Source organism: Vogesella oryzae, from assembly GCF_902829295.1.
Taxonomy (GTDB): domain Bacteria; phylum Pseudomonadota; class Gammaproteobacteria; order Burkholderiales; family Chromobacteriaceae; genus Vogesella; species Vogesella oryzae.
Map to the genome: position 1 here is coordinate 95844 of NZ_CADEPL010000009.1, position 15973 is coordinate 111816.

At 64.9% G+C, this 15973-nt stretch carries 17 protein-coding genes; 5 read left to right on the plus strand and 12 right to left on the minus strand.

The genetic code is table 11. The features are described 5' to 3' along the window. The first annotated feature begins 5 nt into the window (after positions 1 to 5). Positions 6 to 338, plus strand: a complete 333-nt coding sequence (locus HU218_RS03485) for a hypothetical protein (RefSeq protein WP_174873563.1) — start codon at positions 6 to 8, stop codon at positions 336 to 338. A gap of 51 nt (positions 339 to 389) precedes the next feature. Here the strand turns inward: HU218_RS03485 and pyrE are convergent, their stop codons facing one another. Then, complete coding sequence (gene pyrE, locus HU218_RS03490) at positions 390 to 1034, minus strand: orotate phosphoribosyltransferase (RefSeq protein WP_174873564.1); 645 nt, start codon at positions 1032 to 1034, stop codon at positions 390 to 392. Positions 1035 to 1104: 70 nt separating this feature from the next. Between pyrE and HU218_RS03495 the strand changes: the two genes are divergently transcribed. Next, on the plus strand, positions 1105 to 1878 hold the full coding sequence (locus tag HU218_RS03495; protein ID WP_174873565.1) for an exodeoxyribonuclease III: 774 nt from the start codon (positions 1105 to 1107) through the stop codon (positions 1876 to 1878). After that, entirely contained in the window at positions 1878 to 2474 is a 597-nt protein-coding gene (locus HU218_RS03500) for an RBBP9/YdeN family alpha/beta hydrolase (protein ID WP_174873566.1), read from the plus strand. The genes HU218_RS03495 and HU218_RS03500 overlap by 1 nt, the downstream gene beginning before the upstream one ends. A gap of 69 nt (positions 2475 to 2543) precedes the next feature. Here HU218_RS03500 and HU218_RS03505 read toward each other — a convergent pair whose 3' ends face one another. The 4 genes from HU218_RS03505 to hemF all read right to left on the minus strand — a co-directional run bounded on the left by HU218_RS03505 (position 2544) and on the right by hemF (position 5543). Then, complete coding sequence (locus HU218_RS03505) at positions 2544 to 3158, minus strand: DJ-1/PfpI family protein (protein ID WP_174873567.1); 615 nt, start codon at positions 3156 to 3158, stop codon at positions 2544 to 2546. Between the two features lie 67 nt (positions 3159 to 3225). Next, positions 3226 to 4065, minus strand: a complete 840-nt coding sequence (locus HU218_RS03510; RefSeq protein WP_174873568.1) for a sulfurtransferase — start codon at positions 4063 to 4065, stop codon at positions 3226 to 3228. A 140-nt stretch (positions 4066 to 4205) separates the two neighbouring features. Then, positions 4206 to 4604, minus strand: a complete 399-nt coding sequence (locus HU218_RS03515; RefSeq protein WP_174873569.1) for an HIT family protein — start codon at positions 4602 to 4604, stop codon at positions 4206 to 4208. A 30-nt stretch (positions 4605 to 4634) separates the two neighbouring features. After that, a complete protein-coding gene (gene hemF, locus HU218_RS03520; RefSeq protein ID WP_174873570.1) occupies positions 4635 to 5543 on the minus strand; it encodes an oxygen-dependent coproporphyrinogen oxidase in 909 nt (302 codons plus the stop codon). Between the two features lie 95 nt (positions 5544 to 5638). On the opposite strand from hemF, the gene HU218_RS03525 reads away from it, so the two are divergent. Further along, entirely contained in the window at positions 5639 to 6259 is a 621-nt protein-coding gene (locus HU218_RS03525) for a glutathione S-transferase family protein (RefSeq protein ID WP_174873571.1), read from the plus strand. 162 nt (positions 6260 to 6421) lie between these two features. Here the strand turns inward: HU218_RS03525 and HU218_RS03530 are convergent, their stop codons facing one another. The 6 genes from HU218_RS03530 to HU218_RS03555 form a co-directional block, all read right to left on the minus strand. Continuing rightward, positions 6422 to 7012, minus strand: coding sequence for a porin family protein (locus tag HU218_RS03530; protein ID WP_174873572.1), 591 nt, complete (start codon positions 7010 to 7012; stop codon positions 6422 to 6424). 152 nt (positions 7013 to 7164) lie between these two features. Beyond that, positions 7165 to 8493 carry an ATP-binding protein gene (locus tag HU218_RS03535; protein ID WP_174873573.1) on the minus strand — a complete coding sequence of 443 codons (1329 nt, stop codon included), beginning with the start codon at positions 8491 to 8493 and terminating at the stop codon, positions 7165 to 7167. After that, positions 8490 to 9188, minus strand: a complete 699-nt coding sequence (locus tag HU218_RS03540; RefSeq protein ID WP_174873574.1) for a winged helix-turn-helix domain-containing protein — start codon at positions 9186 to 9188, stop codon at positions 8490 to 8492. Before HU218_RS03540 ends, HU218_RS03535 begins: the two co-directional genes overlap by 4 nt. Before the next feature lie 104 nt (positions 9189 to 9292). Further along, the gene (locus HU218_RS03545) at positions 9293 to 10231 is read right to left on the minus strand and encodes a homoserine kinase (RefSeq protein ID WP_174873575.1); all 939 of its coding nucleotides are present in this window, start codon (positions 10229 to 10231) and stop codon (positions 9293 to 9295) included. An 8-nt stretch (positions 10232 to 10239) separates the two neighbouring features. Further along, positions 10240 to 10524 (minus strand): DUF2782 domain-containing protein, encoded by a 285-nt coding sequence (locus HU218_RS03550; protein WP_174873576.1) that lies wholly within the window; start codon positions 10522 to 10524, stop codon positions 10240 to 10242. A 116-nt stretch (positions 10525 to 10640) separates the two neighbouring features. Next, positions 10641 to 11369 (minus strand): LOG family protein, encoded by a 729-nt coding sequence (locus tag HU218_RS03555; RefSeq protein ID WP_174873577.1) that lies wholly within the window; start codon positions 11367 to 11369, stop codon positions 10641 to 10643. Positions 11370 to 11383: 14 nt separating this feature from the next. Here HU218_RS03555 and polA point away from each other — a divergent pair, with 14 nt between their 5' ends. Next, positions 11384 to 14191: a DNA polymerase I gene (polA, locus tag HU218_RS03560; protein WP_174873578.1), complete on the plus strand. Its 2808-nt coding sequence runs from the start codon at positions 11384 to 11386 to the stop codon at positions 14189 to 14191. Between the two features lie 62 nt (positions 14192 to 14253). Here the strand turns inward: polA and HU218_RS03565 are convergent. Next, the coding region (locus tag HU218_RS03565; RefSeq protein WP_217450699.1) for a sensor domain-containing diguanylate cyclase at positions 14254 to 15973 on the minus strand (1720 nt) is incomplete at its 5' end.

Here is a 15973-nt window from a genome sequence, read left to right on the forward strand (position 1 = left end):
ACGGCATGAACAGATGGACATTACCGCTGCTGCTGACACTGTCGGCAGTAGCGCAGGCACAGGCGGCGGGGCCGACTACGGACCAGCAGTTGCTGTCGGCGCAGATGTCATTCCGCGCGGCGGACAGCAAGCAGCTGCAGGCACTGAAGCTGGAACAGGCGGCGGAGCTGGCAGTGAAGGAAGCTGAGCAGAAGCTGGCCAGCGCGCAGCAGCAGCTGCAACTGAGTCAGCAGCAGTTGCAGGATGCGCGTGCGGCGCGGCAGGCGGCGGATGCCGAGCTGTCGCAGGCTACGCAGCAGTTGCAGCAGGCCTGGAAGCTGAAGGAAGGCGCGCAATGACAAACCGGGGCAGCTGCCCCGGTTTTGTCGTCTGAGTACTGCTAAGACTGCTTAGCCCTGCACACCGTACTTGGCGCGGTAGGCGCTAACCGCCTCCAGGTTGGCCGCAAGCTCCGGGCTGCCAGCCAGGAAGCCAAGCAGGTCGTTGAGGTTGGCGATGGCTACCACCGGCAGGTTGTAGTCGCGTGCCACTTCCTGCACCGCCGACAGCTCGCCGGTGCCGCGTTCCATGCGGTCCAGCGCGATGGCCACGCCGGCCGGTTCGGCGCCGGCAGCGCGGATCAGCTGTACCGATTCGCGCACCGAGGTGCCGGCGGAGATCACGTCGTCGATGATCAGTACCTTGCCCTTGAGCGGCGCGCCCACCAGGGTACCGCCTTCGCCGTGGTCCTTGGCTTCCTTGCGGTTGTAGGCGAACGGTACATTGCGGCCCTGCTCGGCCAGCGCCATCGATGCGGCTGCTGCCAGGATGATGCCCTTGTAGGCCGGGCCGAAGATCATGTCGAAGCCGATGCCGCTGGCGCTGATCGATTGCGCGTAGAAGCGCGACAGCTGCAGTACGCTGTCGCCGTCATAGAACAGGCCGGCGTTGAAGAAGTAGGGCGAGGTCCGTCCTGCCTTGGTGACAAACTCGCCGAAGCGCAATACCTGCTTGTCCAGCGCAAAACGAATAAAATCCTGACGGAAATCGCTCATTACAAACCCTCTTTCACTTAAGTCTTTGTTGCTGCTTGAAAATGGCGGCAAGGATACCACGGGAGACCCCATGCTTCGAATCGTTTCGGCCAACCTCAACGGTATCCGCTCGGCGGACAAGAAAGGTTTCTTCGACTGGCTGGCAGGCCACAACGCCGATTTCGTCTGCGTGCAGGAGTTGAAGGCGCAGGCCGGCGACCTGTCCGAGCGCATGCGTGCGCCGGATGGCTACACGGGTTACTTCCACTACGCCGAGAAGAAGGGTTACAGCGGCGTGGGCATCTACAGCCGGCACCAGCCGGATGCGGTGGTGGAAGGTCTGGGCGTGGACTGGATCGATGCCGAAGGCCGTTACCTGCAGCTGGATTTCGGTAACTTGTCGGTGGTGTCGCTGTATCTGCCGTCCGGCTCCAGCAGCGATGAGCGCCAGCAGGTGAAATTCCAGTTTCTGGACGTGTTCATGCCGCACCTGGACAGCCTGCGCGAAAGCGGCCGCGACGTGGTGATCTGCGGCGACTGGAACATCGCCCACAACGAGATCGACCTCAAGAACTGGAAAGGCAACCTGAAGAACTCCGGCTTCCTGCCGGAAGAGCGCGCCTGGATGACCGACCTGCTGTCGCGCGGCTGGTGCGATACCTGGCGCCGTTTGTACCCGGAGGCGCCGGGCTACAGCTGGTGGAGCAACCGTGGCCAGGCCTATGCCAAGGACGTGGGCTGGCGTATCGACTACCACATCGTGTCGCCGGGCATGATGGAGGCCGCACGCGCAGCCAGCGTGTACAAGGACGAGAAGTTCTCCGACCACGCACCACTGACGGTGGACTACGACAGGGCTCTGTGATGTGGGACGATGATGATGTGTTCCTGGTGACCGTGCCGGGCTGGGGCAACTCCGGCCCGCAGCACTGGCAGAGCTACTGGGAAGTGCTGTACCCGCTGGCGCGGCGCGTGGAACAGGACAACTGGCTGTACCCGACGCGCGCGGAATGGGTGGAACGGCTGGCGGCCACGGTGGACGATTGTGCCGGCAAGGTGGTGCTGGCGGCACACAGCCTGGGCTGCCACACCGTGGTGGCGTGGCTGGCGCAGGCCAGCCTGATGCAGCAGCGCAAGGTGCTGGGCGTGCTGCTGGTGGCGCCGCCGGCGTTGCCGATCACGCCAGAGCGGGCGCTGGCCAGCGGCGAATTGCCGCAAGGTGCCGCGTTGCCGGATTTTGCCGGCTTCGAGCAGGCACAGGTGCTGCAGCTGCCGGTACCGGTGCGGCTGGTAGCCAGCCGTGACGATCTGTTCTGCGACTGGGCCGAGGCCGAGGCGATGGCGGCGGGCTGGGGAGCGAAGTTGCTGGATGCCGGCAACGCCGGCCACATGGGCAGCAACAGCGCGCTGGGTGACTGGAAGGCCGGCCAGAAGCTGATCCAGCAATTGATGCTGGGCTGATTCGTTATCGGCAGAAACATAAAAGGTTGGCCACATGCGGCCAACCTTTTCGTTTTTGCGGACGCTAAGTCAGGCGAAGGCGTGCTGGCCGGCATCGGCCTGGCGCAATACCTGCAGCGCGTGTGCCACGTAGCTTTCCTTCTCGCCGACCGGGGCCATGTAGTGCAGCGCGGCTTCCGCCGCCGGCTCGCCGACCAGGCGGGAGATCAGCCAGGCCGCCAGATAGGCGGAGGCCAGGCAGCCGCCGGCGGTGGCGACGCTGCCGTTGACGTGCAGCGGCGTCTGCAGCGGACGCACCCCCAGTTCCTGCAGCCACGGCGCGGTGGTCAGATCGGTACAGGCCACGCCGTCCTGCAGCAGTCCGAGTCGCGCCAGGATCAGCGCGCCGGAGCACTGCGCCGCGATCAGCTGCCGCGAGCGGTCCAGCTGCAGCCGCGCCAGCATCGCCTCATCCTGGATGATGTGGCGGGTCTGCATGCCACTGCCCACCAGCACCGCATCGGCGCCGGCGGCCTCCTCCAGCGTGATGTGGCCATGCAGCGTCACGCCGTTCATCGAGGTGACCTGCGGGGTGGGCGTCGCCAGCGACACGCGCAGCTTCGGGCTTACGCGGTTGAGGATGCCCAGCGCGATCAGCGAGTCCAGTTCGTTGAAGCCTTCAAAAGTCAGGATAGCGACGTGCATGGGGTGCCCTCGTCAAGTATGGGCCGTCAGCGCGAACCTTCGCGTCATGGCCGGTTGTCAGTTGTGTTCAGCTGCCGGTAGCAACCGGACGGCTGTCATCGCTGCACCACTCGCTCCACGAGCCGGTGTACAGCCGCGCACCGGCGAGGCCGGCGTGTTCCAGCGCCAGCTTGTTGTGGCAGGCGGTGACGCCGCTGCCGCAATACAGCACCACCTCGCTGGCCGGCGTGTCGCCGAGCACGGCCTGCCATTCTGCGGCCAACGTTGCTGCCGGCTTGAAGCGGCCATCCTGCAGGTTGTGCTGGAAGAAGCGGTTGCGTGCGCCCGGAATATGGCCGCCCACCGGGTCCAGCGTCTCGTTCTGGCCGGCAAAGCGGTCCGGCGCGCGGGCGTCCACCAGCTGGAACGCCTGCTTTTCGAGGTTGGCCGCAACCTCGTCCACTTCCAGTACTTCTTCCAACGCCGGGCGCATCACGAAGCGGGTGCTGCGTTTCTCCGGTGCTTCGGTATTGATGGTGCCGCCGGCTGCCTGCCAAGCCTGAAAGCCGCCATCCAGCACCGCGACCGCTTCGTGGCCCAGCCAGCGCAGCAGCCACCAGGCGCGCGCGGCGTACATGCCGCCGGCGTCATCGTAGGCTACCACCTGGCTATCCGGGCCGATGCCCAGCGCGCCGAAGTTCACAGCTAAGCGCTGGCCATCCGGCAGCGGGTGGCGGCCATTGCTGCCGTTCTTGGCGCCGGACAGGTGGTAGTCCAGATGCAGGTACTGGGCGCCCGGCAGATGACCGGCTTCGTACACGGTGGGGCCGTAGGCCGGATCGGCCAGCTGGAAACGGCAGTCCAGAATCACCAGATTGGCGGGGTCGAGTTGTTGCAGTTCGCTGGCGGAAATCAGGGTACGGTACATGGCGTTCTCCTTGCTCGGGACGCTGCGGGCACCTTGCGAAGCCAGCCGGCAGGCCGGCTTCGCAAGGCGTCCTGACCGCCGGTTGGCGGTCAAGCGTTGTTTGAAATATTAAACGTTTATTACCTTAACACGCGGCCCGCTTAGGCGGCCAGCTTGGCGCGCAGCACTGCGGCCAACTGTGGCAGGCCGTGTGCCACACCGTCGCGCTGTGCGGCGCCCCACAGCGGATTGGGGAAATGCTTGTCGTCGGCAAAGCGCGGGATCACGTGCCAGTGCAGGTGCGGCACCATATTGCCGAAGCTGGCGAGGTTGATCTTGTCCGGATGCAGCACGTCGCGCAGCGCCTGCTCGGTGCGCAGCACCCAGTCCAGCACGTGGGCGCGGTCGGCGGCGGACAGGTCGGTCATTTCCTTGACGTGCGCGTGCCAGATCACGCGGCAGAACGCCGGATAGTCGGCATCGGCCACCAGAATCACCCGCAGTTTGTCGTCACGGTACAGGATGTCGCCACCGTCCTGGTGGCACAGTTCGCATTGCATGGTTTGCTCTTTCAAGGTTGGCCGCCGCTGTCAGATCCAGTCGCGCGGCGGCAGGAAGTCGCTGTACAGCGCCGCTTCCGGGCTGCCCGCTTGCGGCTGGTAGCCGTATTCCCAGCGCACCAGCGGCGGCATCGACATCAGGATGGATTCGGTGCGGCCGCCGGTCTGTAATCCGAACAGCGTGCCACGATCCCATACCAGGTTGAACTCCACGTAGCGGCCGCGGCGATAGAGCTGGAACTGGCGCTCGCGCTCGCCCCACGGCGTGGCCTTGCGGCGCGCGACGATGGGCAGGTAGGCATCGAGGAAACCGTTGCCCACCGCCTGCATGAAGGCGAAGCTGGTATCGAAATCCGGCTGGTTAAGATCGTCGAAGAACAGCCCGCCGACGCCGCGCGCCTCGTCGCGGTGTTTAAGATAAAAGTACTCGTCGCACCATTGCTTGTACTTCGGGTAGGTGTCGGCACCGAATGGTGCGCACAGGTCGCGGGCCACCGTGTGCCAGTGCACCACATCTTCCACATTGCCGTAGTAGGGGGTGAGGTCGAAGCCGCCACCAAACCACCATACCGGCGTTTCGCCATCCTTCTCGGCAATGAAGAAGCGCACATTGGCGTGGCTGGTGGGGATGTAGGGGTTCTCCGGATGGATCACCAGCGACACGCCCATGGCTTCGAAGCGGCGGCCGGCCAGCTCCGGCCGGTGCGCGGTGGCACTGGCCGGCAAGGCCGTGCCGCTGACATGCGAGAAGTTGACCCCGGCCTGCTCGAATACCGCGCCACCGGTCAGCACCCGGCTTTTGCCACCGCCGCCGGCCGGGCGCTCCCAGCTGTCTTCACGAAAACGGGCGCCGCCATCGGCGGCTTCCAGTCCGGCGCAGATGTGCTGCTGCAGCTGCAACAGGAAGGCTTTGACTTGATTGGCGTGCGGGTGACTCATTCACGTATCCTGCATTTTTGGGCTGATGACCGATTGTAACCCGTTCACTCGCGCCGGCACCGGCTGTGGTAGCGACGCATACGCAAGGAGCTTGCATGATCGATCTGTACACCTGGGGGACCCCCAACGGCAAGAAAGTTTCCATCGCGCTGGAAGAGCTGGGGCTGGCGTACCGGGTGATTCCGGTAGATATCCACCATAACCAGCAGTTTGCGCCGGATTTTCTCAAGATCAGCCCCAATAACAAGATTCCGGCCATCGTCGATCATGACGGTCCGGGTGGCGCGCCGTTGGCGTTGTTCGAATCCGGCGCGATTCTGATCTACCTGGCGGAAAAGTGCGGCCAACTGTTGGCCGCAGACGGCGCCGCGCGCTACCAGACGCTGCAGTGGCTGATGTTCCAGATGGGCGGCTTCGGGCCGATGCTGGGGCAGGCGCATCACTTCTTGCGCTACGCGCCGGAGCCGGTGCCGTACGCGCAGAAGCGCTACCACGACGAAACGCTGCGGCTGTACCGCGTGCTGGACACGCAACTGGCCGGCAACCGCTTCGTTACCGGCAACGATTACAGCATTGCCGATATCGCCATCTACCCGTGGGCGGCGCGCCACGAATGGCATCACGTCGATCTGGCAGCCTTCCCCAACGTGGCGCGCTGGTATGCCGAGCTGGGCGCGCGGCCGGCGGTGCAGCGCGGCATGGCGGTACCCGGCTGAGAGCGGCGGCCAAGGTTGGCCGCAAGCTGGCAGGCGGACAAAAAAAATGCCCGTCCGGCGGGACGGGCAAAGCAACGCACTTCAACACACTTCAAACCAAAAAGATGCCCGCCGCAGCGGCGGGCAAAGGTTTACACGAGGAGGGAGAACAACAGGAAACGCTTAGAACAGGTAGGACACGCCCACTTTCAGCGCGGCAGCCGGCGCGGTGTCGGTGATGTCCTTGTGTTCGATATTGCCGATGCCTTCGTATTCGGCACGCAGGCTGACTTGCTTGTTCAGTTTGTAGGCGGCGCCGACGCCCAGGCCGAGGCCAACGCTGGTGTCCTTGCTGCTTTCCAGCGCGGCATTGCTGCTGGTGAATTTGCTGCGGATGTAGTTGGCGGAGACCTTGCCGTACACCTCGAACTGGTCATTCACGGGAATGATGCCAAGTGCAGCTGCACGAAAAGTGTCGTAGTCGAGCTTGCCGGCGCCGTTGAGCTTGATGCCGTCACCCTGGCGCAGGTAGCTGCCTTCCACGGCGAAATTGTCGTTGATGCGCTTGCCGACCCCCAGCTCTGCCAGGCCGGCGCTGGAGTCATCGTCGTTTACCTTGGTGCTGCCGACACCGGCGCGGCTGGCGGCGCCGTCTTTCAAGGTCCACTGGTTGCTGGATACGCCCAGGTTGCCGAACACGTAGTTGCCGGTATCGGCGGCGTAGGCGGAACTACCGGCGGCGATCAGTACGGAAGCGATAAGCAGTTTCTTCATGAGGCACTCCTGTTGAGTCATCAGTGAACTAAGTTGATGGGCTCATTGTGCTAGGGGTACCCGGTTAACACTATGTCGCTTGCGTAGGCGGAATGTGCTGGCGGCGTGGCGTTGTGTGACGCTGTGTGACTGCGGGGGCGGAACTGTAGCGCTCAGGCTGCCGGCGGCTGCTGCGGTATCAGCAGGGACATGCGGGCGCCGCCCAGCGCATCGGCGGCAGCGGCGCGCGCCTCGCCGCCGTGGTGCAGGGCGATCAGCCGCACGAACGACAGTCCCAGACCGTGGCCGCCGGTGGCACGGTCGCGCGAGCGGTCTAGCCGCTGGAACGGCTCGAACACGCGGTCGCGCTCGGCGGCCGGAATGCCCGGCCCGTCATCGTCCACATCCACATGCAGCAGGCCGGCTTGCTGCCACACCCGCATGTGTACGCGGCCGGTGGCGTACTTGAAGGCATTCAGCAGCAGGTTGCGGGTGGCGACATACATCAGCTTGCGGTCGAAGGTGGTGCTGCCGCTGGCGCAATCCAGCGTCAGCGTGATGTGGGCCGGCTTGAGCGGCTGCAGCAGGGCGATCAGGTCATCGAACCATTCGCGCAGATCGACGGTTTCGTACTGCAGCGCCACCTCGCCGCGGTCCAGCCGCGCGTAGCTGAGGCTGACGTTGAGCAGCTCGTCCAGCTCGGCCAGGTCGCGCTCCATGCCTTCGCGGAACTGGTGGCGCTCGTGTTCGTCTTCGGCCTCGTCCAGCATGGTGAGGCCAAAGCGCAGCCGCGCCACCGGGGTGCGCAGTTCATGCGCCACCGCGTGTGCCAGCGCCTGGCGGGTCTCCATCTGCCGTTCCAGCCGTGCTGCCATGTCGTTGATCAGCTCGGCCAGCGGGCCGAACAGCGGACTCTTGAGGTTGGCCGCACGGGCGGACAGGTCGCCTTCGGCCAGCTGGGTGGCGGTGGTGCGCAGCGATTTGAGCGCCTGCCAGTGCGGCCGCAGGTTGAAATAGATCATCAGCGCCAGCGGCGCACCGAAAAAGCCGAACCACAGCAGGAACAGGCCGCTTTCGCTTTGCAGCCAGCCCTGGCTGTCCGGATCTTCCAGCGGCCCCAGCATCAGCACCTGGCGGGTGCCAGGCAGCGGCGCGTACAGCAGTTTGCGGTCGCTATCCAGCCAGTTGTTGCCGCTGGCCAGCCAGGCGCGGGCATCGTCGCTCAGGCCGGTCGGGGCGTCCGGCAGCAGCTCTAGCGGGTAGGCAAACAGTTCGCCGATGGTGGCCAGCTCGCGCTCGCGCAGCTCCGGCGGACGGGCCAGCAGCTGGCGCTGGATCATGCGCACCGGGCCGGCCATCTGCTGCTCGATGCGGTCGCGCTCGGCACCGGAGGTGAGCAGGATCAGCAGGCCGACAAAGCCCAGCAACAGCACGAATTGCACCACCATGGTCTGCACGAAGTAGCGTGCAAACAGTGCGGCCAACCCGGGTAGCGGTTTCACTCCCAGTCGCTCCGCGAGAACAGATAGCCTTTGCCGCGCACGGTCTTGATGCGGGTGGGGGTGTCCGGGTTGTCGCCCAGTTTCTTGCGCAGCCGCGAGATGCGGGCGTCGATGGAGCGGTCCAGACCGTCAAAACCGATGCCGCGCAGTTCGTTCATGATGTCGTCGCGCGACAGGATTTCGCCGGCGTGGCTGGCCAGCAGCCACAGCAGGTCGAATTCGGCGGTGGTCAGCTCCATTGCTTCGCCTGCCAGCGTCGCCTCGCGCGTGGCCTGGCTGATGCTGAACTGGCCGAAGTGCAGGCTGCCGTCGGCGGCCGGCGCCGCATCGTTGTCACTACGGCGCAGCAGCGCGCGGATGCGCGCCAGCAGGCGGCGCGGTTCCACCGGCTTGGACAGGTAATCGTCGGCGCCCAGTTCCAGCCCCAGGATTTCGTCGATCTCCTCGTCGCGGGCGGTCATCATCAGGATGCGGCCGTGGTAGCGCGGGCGGATGTCGCGGCACACCTCGAAGCCGTCCTTGCCCGGCAGCATCACGTCGAGAATCACCAGCTCGGGGTTGGCCGCCAGAATGGCGTCGCCGGCGGTGTCGCCGCGCGGGTGGTGGGCGACCTCGTAGCCGTGTTTGGCCAGGTACTGTATGACCAGATCGGCCAGGCGCTGGTCGTCTTCGACCAGCATCAGTCGGGTAGACATGAGACTCTCCGGTGGGTAGCTGTCATCGTCGGCTTTATACCGCAGTCACGGCAAGCAAAACAGCCCGCTGTGCGGGCTGTCGGTAGCGGACGGGGTGTTACGGACTACAGCCAGAACTGCTGGCGCTGGCGATGGGCCAGCAGCAGGCGCTGGAAGACGCCCGGATCCTTGGTAAAGGTCAGCTCGCCGCTGGCCGGACGGTAGAAGTCCAGCAGGCGCGAAGTCCAGAAGCGGATGGCCGCGGCGCGCAACATCAGCGGCCAGGCCTGTACTTCGGCTGCGGTCAGCGGCCGTACCGACTGGTAACCCGCCAGCAGCGCACTGGCCAGTGCATCGTCGATGCTGCCGTCCTCGCGCTGCGCCCAGTCGTTCAGCGCGATGGCGACGTCGTACAGCAGGATGTCGTTGCAGGCGTAGTAGAAGTCGATGAAGCCGGCGATCTTGTCGCCGTCCATCAACACATTGTCCTTGAACAGGTCGGCGTGGATCACGCCATGCGGCAGATCGTCAAAGCGGTGACCGGCCTGATGCGCCAGTTCGTCACGCAACAGCGCGGCTTCGTCGGCCGGCATGTGCGGATACAGCTCGGCCGCAGTGCGGTTCCACCACGCCGGACCGCGCGGGTTGTCCATGCGCATCGGGAAGGTCTGGCCGGCGGTATGCATCTGCGCCAGCATTTCGCCCACGGCAAAACATTGCGTGGCATTGGGCTGGCGGATGTCCTGGCCGGACAGGCAGCTCACCAGACAGGCCGGCTTGCCGGCCAGCATGGAGGCAAAGCTGTCGGTGTGGTCGGCGATCGGTGCCGGGCAGGCCACGCCGTGGCGCGACAGGTGGCTCTTGAGCTTGAGGAAGTACGGTACTTCGGCAAGCGTCAGCACCTCGAACAGCGTCAGCACATAGCGGCCGTGGGTAGTGGTGACAAAATAATTGGTGTTGGTGACGCCGGCGGCGATGCCTTTCAGTTCGACCAGTTCGCCCAGAGCATAACGCTGCAGCCAGGCACGCATCTCGTCCTGGCTGACGGTGGTGTAAACGGACATGCGGGCTCCTAGAACGTCAGCAGCGGCCAGCTGGGCGTCAGCGTCGGACGCTCGGTAGAGCCGGTACTCTGCTGCTTCAGGCCGTGGTCCTCATCCAGCAGCATGTAGCTGGGCGCGCCTTGCGGGTTGACCTTGATCTGGTACACCTGGCCGTTGCGACGGTATTCCTCCACCGTGCTGCTGCCGTGGTCGGTAATCTGGCGTTCCGGCTCTACACCTGCCGGTGCCAGCGCCGGCGCTGCGTGCGCCGCGAACGTGGCCAGCAGCAGGCTGGCCAGCAAAATGCGTTGCATGAGGATTTCCTTGTCCTGGATTCTTGGAGTGGGCGAACGGTTCGGTCACCGTCTCTATCCCGCCGATTCTAACATTGCCGTGCTGGCGGCAGTTGCCGCTGTGCCACTGCCAAGGCTTAGAGGTTCAGCAGCTGTTCGTGTTCTTCCGGCAGTACTTCGAAACCGCGGGTTTCGTAGAAGCGGAAGATGGTTTCCACAATTTCCTGCGGCTCGTCGATCAGTTGCAGCAGGTTGATGTCCTCCGGGTTGATCATGCCTTCGCTGACCAGCCGGTTGCTTACCCACTCGAACAGCCCGCTCCAGAACTCGCGACCGCACAGGATGATCGGCATCTTGCGGCTCTTGCCGGTCTGGATCAGCGTCAGCGCCTCGAACATTTCATCCAGGGTGCCGAAGCCGCCAGGCATCACCACATAGGCCAGTGCGTGCTTGACGAACATCACCTTGCGGCTGAAAAAGTGGTCGAACTTCAGGCTCAGGTCCTGGTATTCGTTGGGGCGCTGCTCGTGTGGCAGCACGATGTTCAGCCCCACCGACGGGCTCTTGCCGTAGAAGGCTCCCTTGTTGGCCGCTTCCATGATGCCGGGGCCGCCGCCGGAGATGACCGAGAAGCCGGCATCGGAAAGCAGGCGGGCAATGTGTTCAGTCTGCTTATAATACGGATGGTCGCGCGGGGTGCGAGCGCTGCCGAAAATGCTCACTGCCGGCGTAACCTGCTGCAGTTCCTCCGCCGATTCCACGAATTCCGACAGAATTTTCATCACGTGCCAGGCTTCGCGGGCCCGGAAACGTTGCATCATCGCGTAACGGTCGCTGGTTTGCGGCAATTTATCGGACAAGCTCATTTTTTATCGCCTTTATGAAAACGTTGTTATTGATTGACGGCTCTTCTTATTTGTACCGCGCCTTTCACGCGATGCCCGACTTGCGCTCGCCGCAGGGCGAGCCGACCGGGGCGATCTACGGCATGGTCAATATGCTGGCCCGGCTGAGTAAGGAAGTACGGTTCGATTATAGTGCCTGCATATTCGACGCTAAAGGCAAGACCTTCCGCGACGAGCTGTATCCGGACTACAAGGCCAATCGTCCGTCCATGCCGACCGACCTCGCGGCACAGATCGTCACCGTGCACGAAGTGGTGCGCGCCAGCGGCTGGCCGCTGCTGATGGTGGACGGCGTGGAAGCTGACGACGTGATCGGCACCCTGGCGCGCACCGCTGCCGCCGCCGGCATGCAGGTGATCATCTCCACCGGCGACAAGGACATGGCGCAGCTGGTGACGCCGCAGGTGTCGCTGGTCAACACCATGACCAACGAAAACCTCGACGAAGCCGGGGTGCTGGAAAAATTCGGCGTGCCGCCGAACCGCATCATCGACTACCTGACGCTGATCGGCGACAAGGTGGACAACGTGCCGGGCGTCGACAAGTGCGGCCCCAAGACCGCGGTGAAGTGGCTGCAGGAGTACGACAGCCTGGACGGCGTGATCGCCCATGCGGCCAACGTTGGCGGCAAGGTCGGCGACAACCTGCGCGCGGCGCTGGACTGGCTGCCGCGCGGCCGCGAGCTGATCACCATCAAGTGCGACGTGGACCTGAGCGCCGAGTTGCCGGCCGGTCTGGATAACCTGCTGCATGGCGAGCGCAATCTACCGCGGCTGGCCGAGCTGTTCAGCGACTGCGGCTTCCGCACCTTCCTGCGCGAAGTGCAACAGGCGATGGGTGGCACGGCGGAGGTGGCTATCAGCGCGCCGGCTGTTCAGCCTGCTCGTGGCAGCGATCTGTTTGGTGCGACGTCTGACATGTTCGGCGATGACACGCCTGCGGCCAACGTCGCCGTGCCGGTTGCCGCTGCACCGCTGGCGCGCCACTACGACACCATCCTCAGCGACGCGCAGCTGGATGACTGGCTGCACCGCTTGGCCGCCGCCGACATCGTGTCGGTCGATACCGAAACCACCAGTCTCGACCCGCTGCAGGCACAAATCGTCGGCCTCAGTTTTGCTATCGAGCCGGGGCACGCAGCCTACCTGCCGCTGGCGCACCGCGGGCCGGATGCGCCGCAGCAGCTGGATCGCGACGCCACGCTGGCCAAGCTCAAGCCGTGGCTGGAAGACGCCGGCAAGAAAAAGCTGGGGCAGAACCTGAAGTACGACCGCCACGTGCTGGCCAATCACGGCATCACCCTGCGCGGTGTGGCCGATGACACCCTGCTGGCGTCCTACGTGATCGAAAGTCACCTGCGCCACAATATGGACGACCTGGCGCGCCGTCATCTGAACGAAACCACCGTCAGCTACGAGGACATCTGCGGCAAGGGCGCCAAGCAGATCGGCTTCGACGAAGTGGCGGTGGAGGTGGCGGCCAACTATGCCGCCGAAGACGCCGACATCACCTTGCGGCTGAACCAACACTTTGCGCCGCTGCTCAGCGGCAGGCTGCAAAGCGTATACCGCGACATCGAGCTGCCGGTGGCCGAGGTACTGTTCAAGATGGAACGCCACGGTGTGCTGATCGATCGCGACATTCTGGCGGCGCAAAGCCATCAGCTGGGCAGCGAGATGCTGCGCCTGGAGCAGGAGGCCTACGCGCTGGCCGGCCAGCCGTTCAACCTCAACTCGCCCAAGCAGTTGCAGGAGATCCTGTTCGGCCGGCTGGGCATCCCCACCAAGGGCGTGCGCAAGACCGCCAGCGGCGGCTTCTCCACCGACGAGGAAGTGCTGGAAAAACTGGCGCTGGATTTTCCGCTGCCCAAGCTGATCCTGCAGTACCGCGGGCTGGCCAAACTGAAGTCCACCTACACCGACAAGCTGCCAACGCTGATCAACCCGCACACCGGCCGCGTGCATACCAATTACGCGCAGGCGGTGGCGATTACCGGCCGCCTGTCCAGCAACGATCCCAACCTGCAGAACATCCCGGTGCGCACCGCCGAGGGCCGCCGCGTACGCGAGGCGTTCGTGGCGCCGGCCGGGCAGGTGATCGTCAGCGCCGACTACTCGCAGATCGAGCTGCGCATCATGGCGCACCTGTCCGGCGATGCCGGCATGTTGGCCGCGTTTGCCAGCGGCGAGGATATCCACAAGGCCACCGCCGCCGAGGTGTTCGGCGTGGCGCTGGCCGAGGTCAGCAGCGAGCAGCGCCGTGCCGCCAAGGCCATCAACTTCGGCCTGATCTACGGCATGGGCAAGTATGGCCTCGCCTCGCAGCTGGGCATCAGCAACGACGCGGCGCAGCAGTACATCGACAGCTACTTCCGCAAGTACCCGGGGGTGGCCGATTACATGCAGCGCACCCGTGCCGAGGCGGCAGAGCAGGGCTATGTGGAGACGGTGTTCGGCCGCCGCCTGTACCTGCCGGAGATCCGTGCGGCCAACCAGGCGCGCCGTGCCGGTGCCGAACGCGCGGCAATCAATGCGCCGATGCAGGGCACCGCCGCCGACCTGATCAAGCTGGCGATGCTGGCGGTGCAGGGCTGGCTGGAGGCCGAGCAGTTGCAGAGCAAGCTGATCATGCAGGTACACGATGAACTGGTGCTGCAGGTGGTGGATGCCGAGCTGGCGCTGGTGCGCGAGAGACTGCCGCAGCTGATGGCCGGCGTGGCGGCGCTGAAAGTGCCGCTGCTGGCGGAAGTCGGCGTGGGGCCAAGCTGGGAGGCGGCGCACTAGCGCCTAGCGACCCAGGACTGGAAAGGAATGCGGCCAACCTGTTAGCAGGTTGGCCGCATTTTTTATGCCGGCTTGGCGCCGGTGTGGCTTGCCACGCACACGCGGTTGCGGCCTTCATGTTTGGCCTGATACAGCGCCTTGTCGGCCTTGCGGATCAGTTCGCCGAGGGTCTGGGTGTGTTCGTCCAGGCTGCAGAGGCCGGCACTGACGGTCAGCTCGATGGTGTTGCCGTTGCTGACCATGCTGCGGCCGGCCACGGCCTTGCACAGCCGCTGGGCGGCAATCAGTGCTTCGTCGTGACCGGAACCGATCAGCAGCGCGGCGAACTCCTCGCCGCCCATGCGGCAGACCAGGTCGCTGTTGCGCAGACCGTCGTGAAACAGCCGCGCCACATGGGTCAGCACGTCGTCGCCGGCTTCGTGGCCGAAGCGGTCGTTGACGGATTTGAAGTGGTCCAGATCCAGCATCAGCAGACTGAGCGGCCGTTTGTGCCGGCGTGCGTCCTGGAAGGCCTTGCCGGCTTGTTCCATGAAGTGGCGGCGGTTGGCCAGCCCGGTCAGCGCATCCTGGGTGGCCAGCTGGAACAGCTGGTTGGCGCGCTGCTCCTGCTGGATGGCAATCGCCATCAGGTGCGCGGTGCGCTGGATGATGGCCAGCGCATGCGGGTCCGGCTGGCGCGGTTCGGCAAAGTAGGTGGCAAAGGTGCCCAGCAGCAGGCCGTCGTGTGCCACGATGGGGTGCGACCAGCAGGCGCGCAGCGGGTAGGGTTTGACCAGCTCGAGATAGGGCGCCCACAACGGGTCGGCGAGGATGTCGCTGACGATGACACTCTGGCCGCGGGCGATGGCGGTGCCGCAGGAGCCGACGCCTTCGCCGATGGCGATGCCGTCGATCCGCGCCTTGTACTCATCCGGCAATGCCGGGCCGGCGGCCACGCGCAGGTGCTGGCCGTCCGGCTGCAATTGCATGATGGAGCTCATCCCGCCGCTGAGCTGGTTGTCCATCATGCGGCAGGTCCACTCCATTACCTCCGGCAGTGGCCGGTCGTTGGCCAGCATTTCCAGCAGCCGGTTTTCATCTGCCTGCCACAGGCGGTTGGCGTGCTGCTCGGAGATGTCGCGCTCGATGCACAGCAGGCTCTGGATCGTGCCGCCGGCGTCGGTTTCCGGCAGTAGGCGGGCTTCGAATACCAGGTGGCGATCCGCATGGTTGACTTCGATCTCAAAGGTGTAAGCCTGGCCGCTGCTCAGCACTTGTCTGGCGGCATAGTGCAAGGCATCGCGCACGCCCAGCGGCAGCCCGCGCTCTTCGAGATCGAGACCGATGTGATACAGCGGCGGCAGCGGCGAATATCGCGCCAGGGCGCTGTTGACATACAGGCAGACCAGCGCGGTGTCGTAGCGGCTGATGATATCCGGCGAGTTTTCCACCAGGGTACGGAAGGCCTGACGATCCTCGCGCACGCTAAGCAGCAGGCTGTCTTCCAGCGGCAGCAGCTGCCAGTCCAGCAGCAACCCCTGGTACAGATGCTGGAACGACCAGGTTTGCGGCGGCTGTTGCAGCTGCTGCATCACCGCCGGCGGCAGCAATTGGGGCGGCAGTGCTTGCCCTGCGGCCAACGGCGGGCATTGCAAGAGCCGGCCGAAGCGGGGGGCAAACCGCCCGGCCTGCAAATTCCGGGCCCCCAGCAGGGAGGCGCCCGGCGGCGAGGTGAGGGCGGGTTCCAGCGCGGGGGGGTCCCGGGGAGTCCCCGTTTGTTTGCTGTGTCTAGCCGGGGGGGGG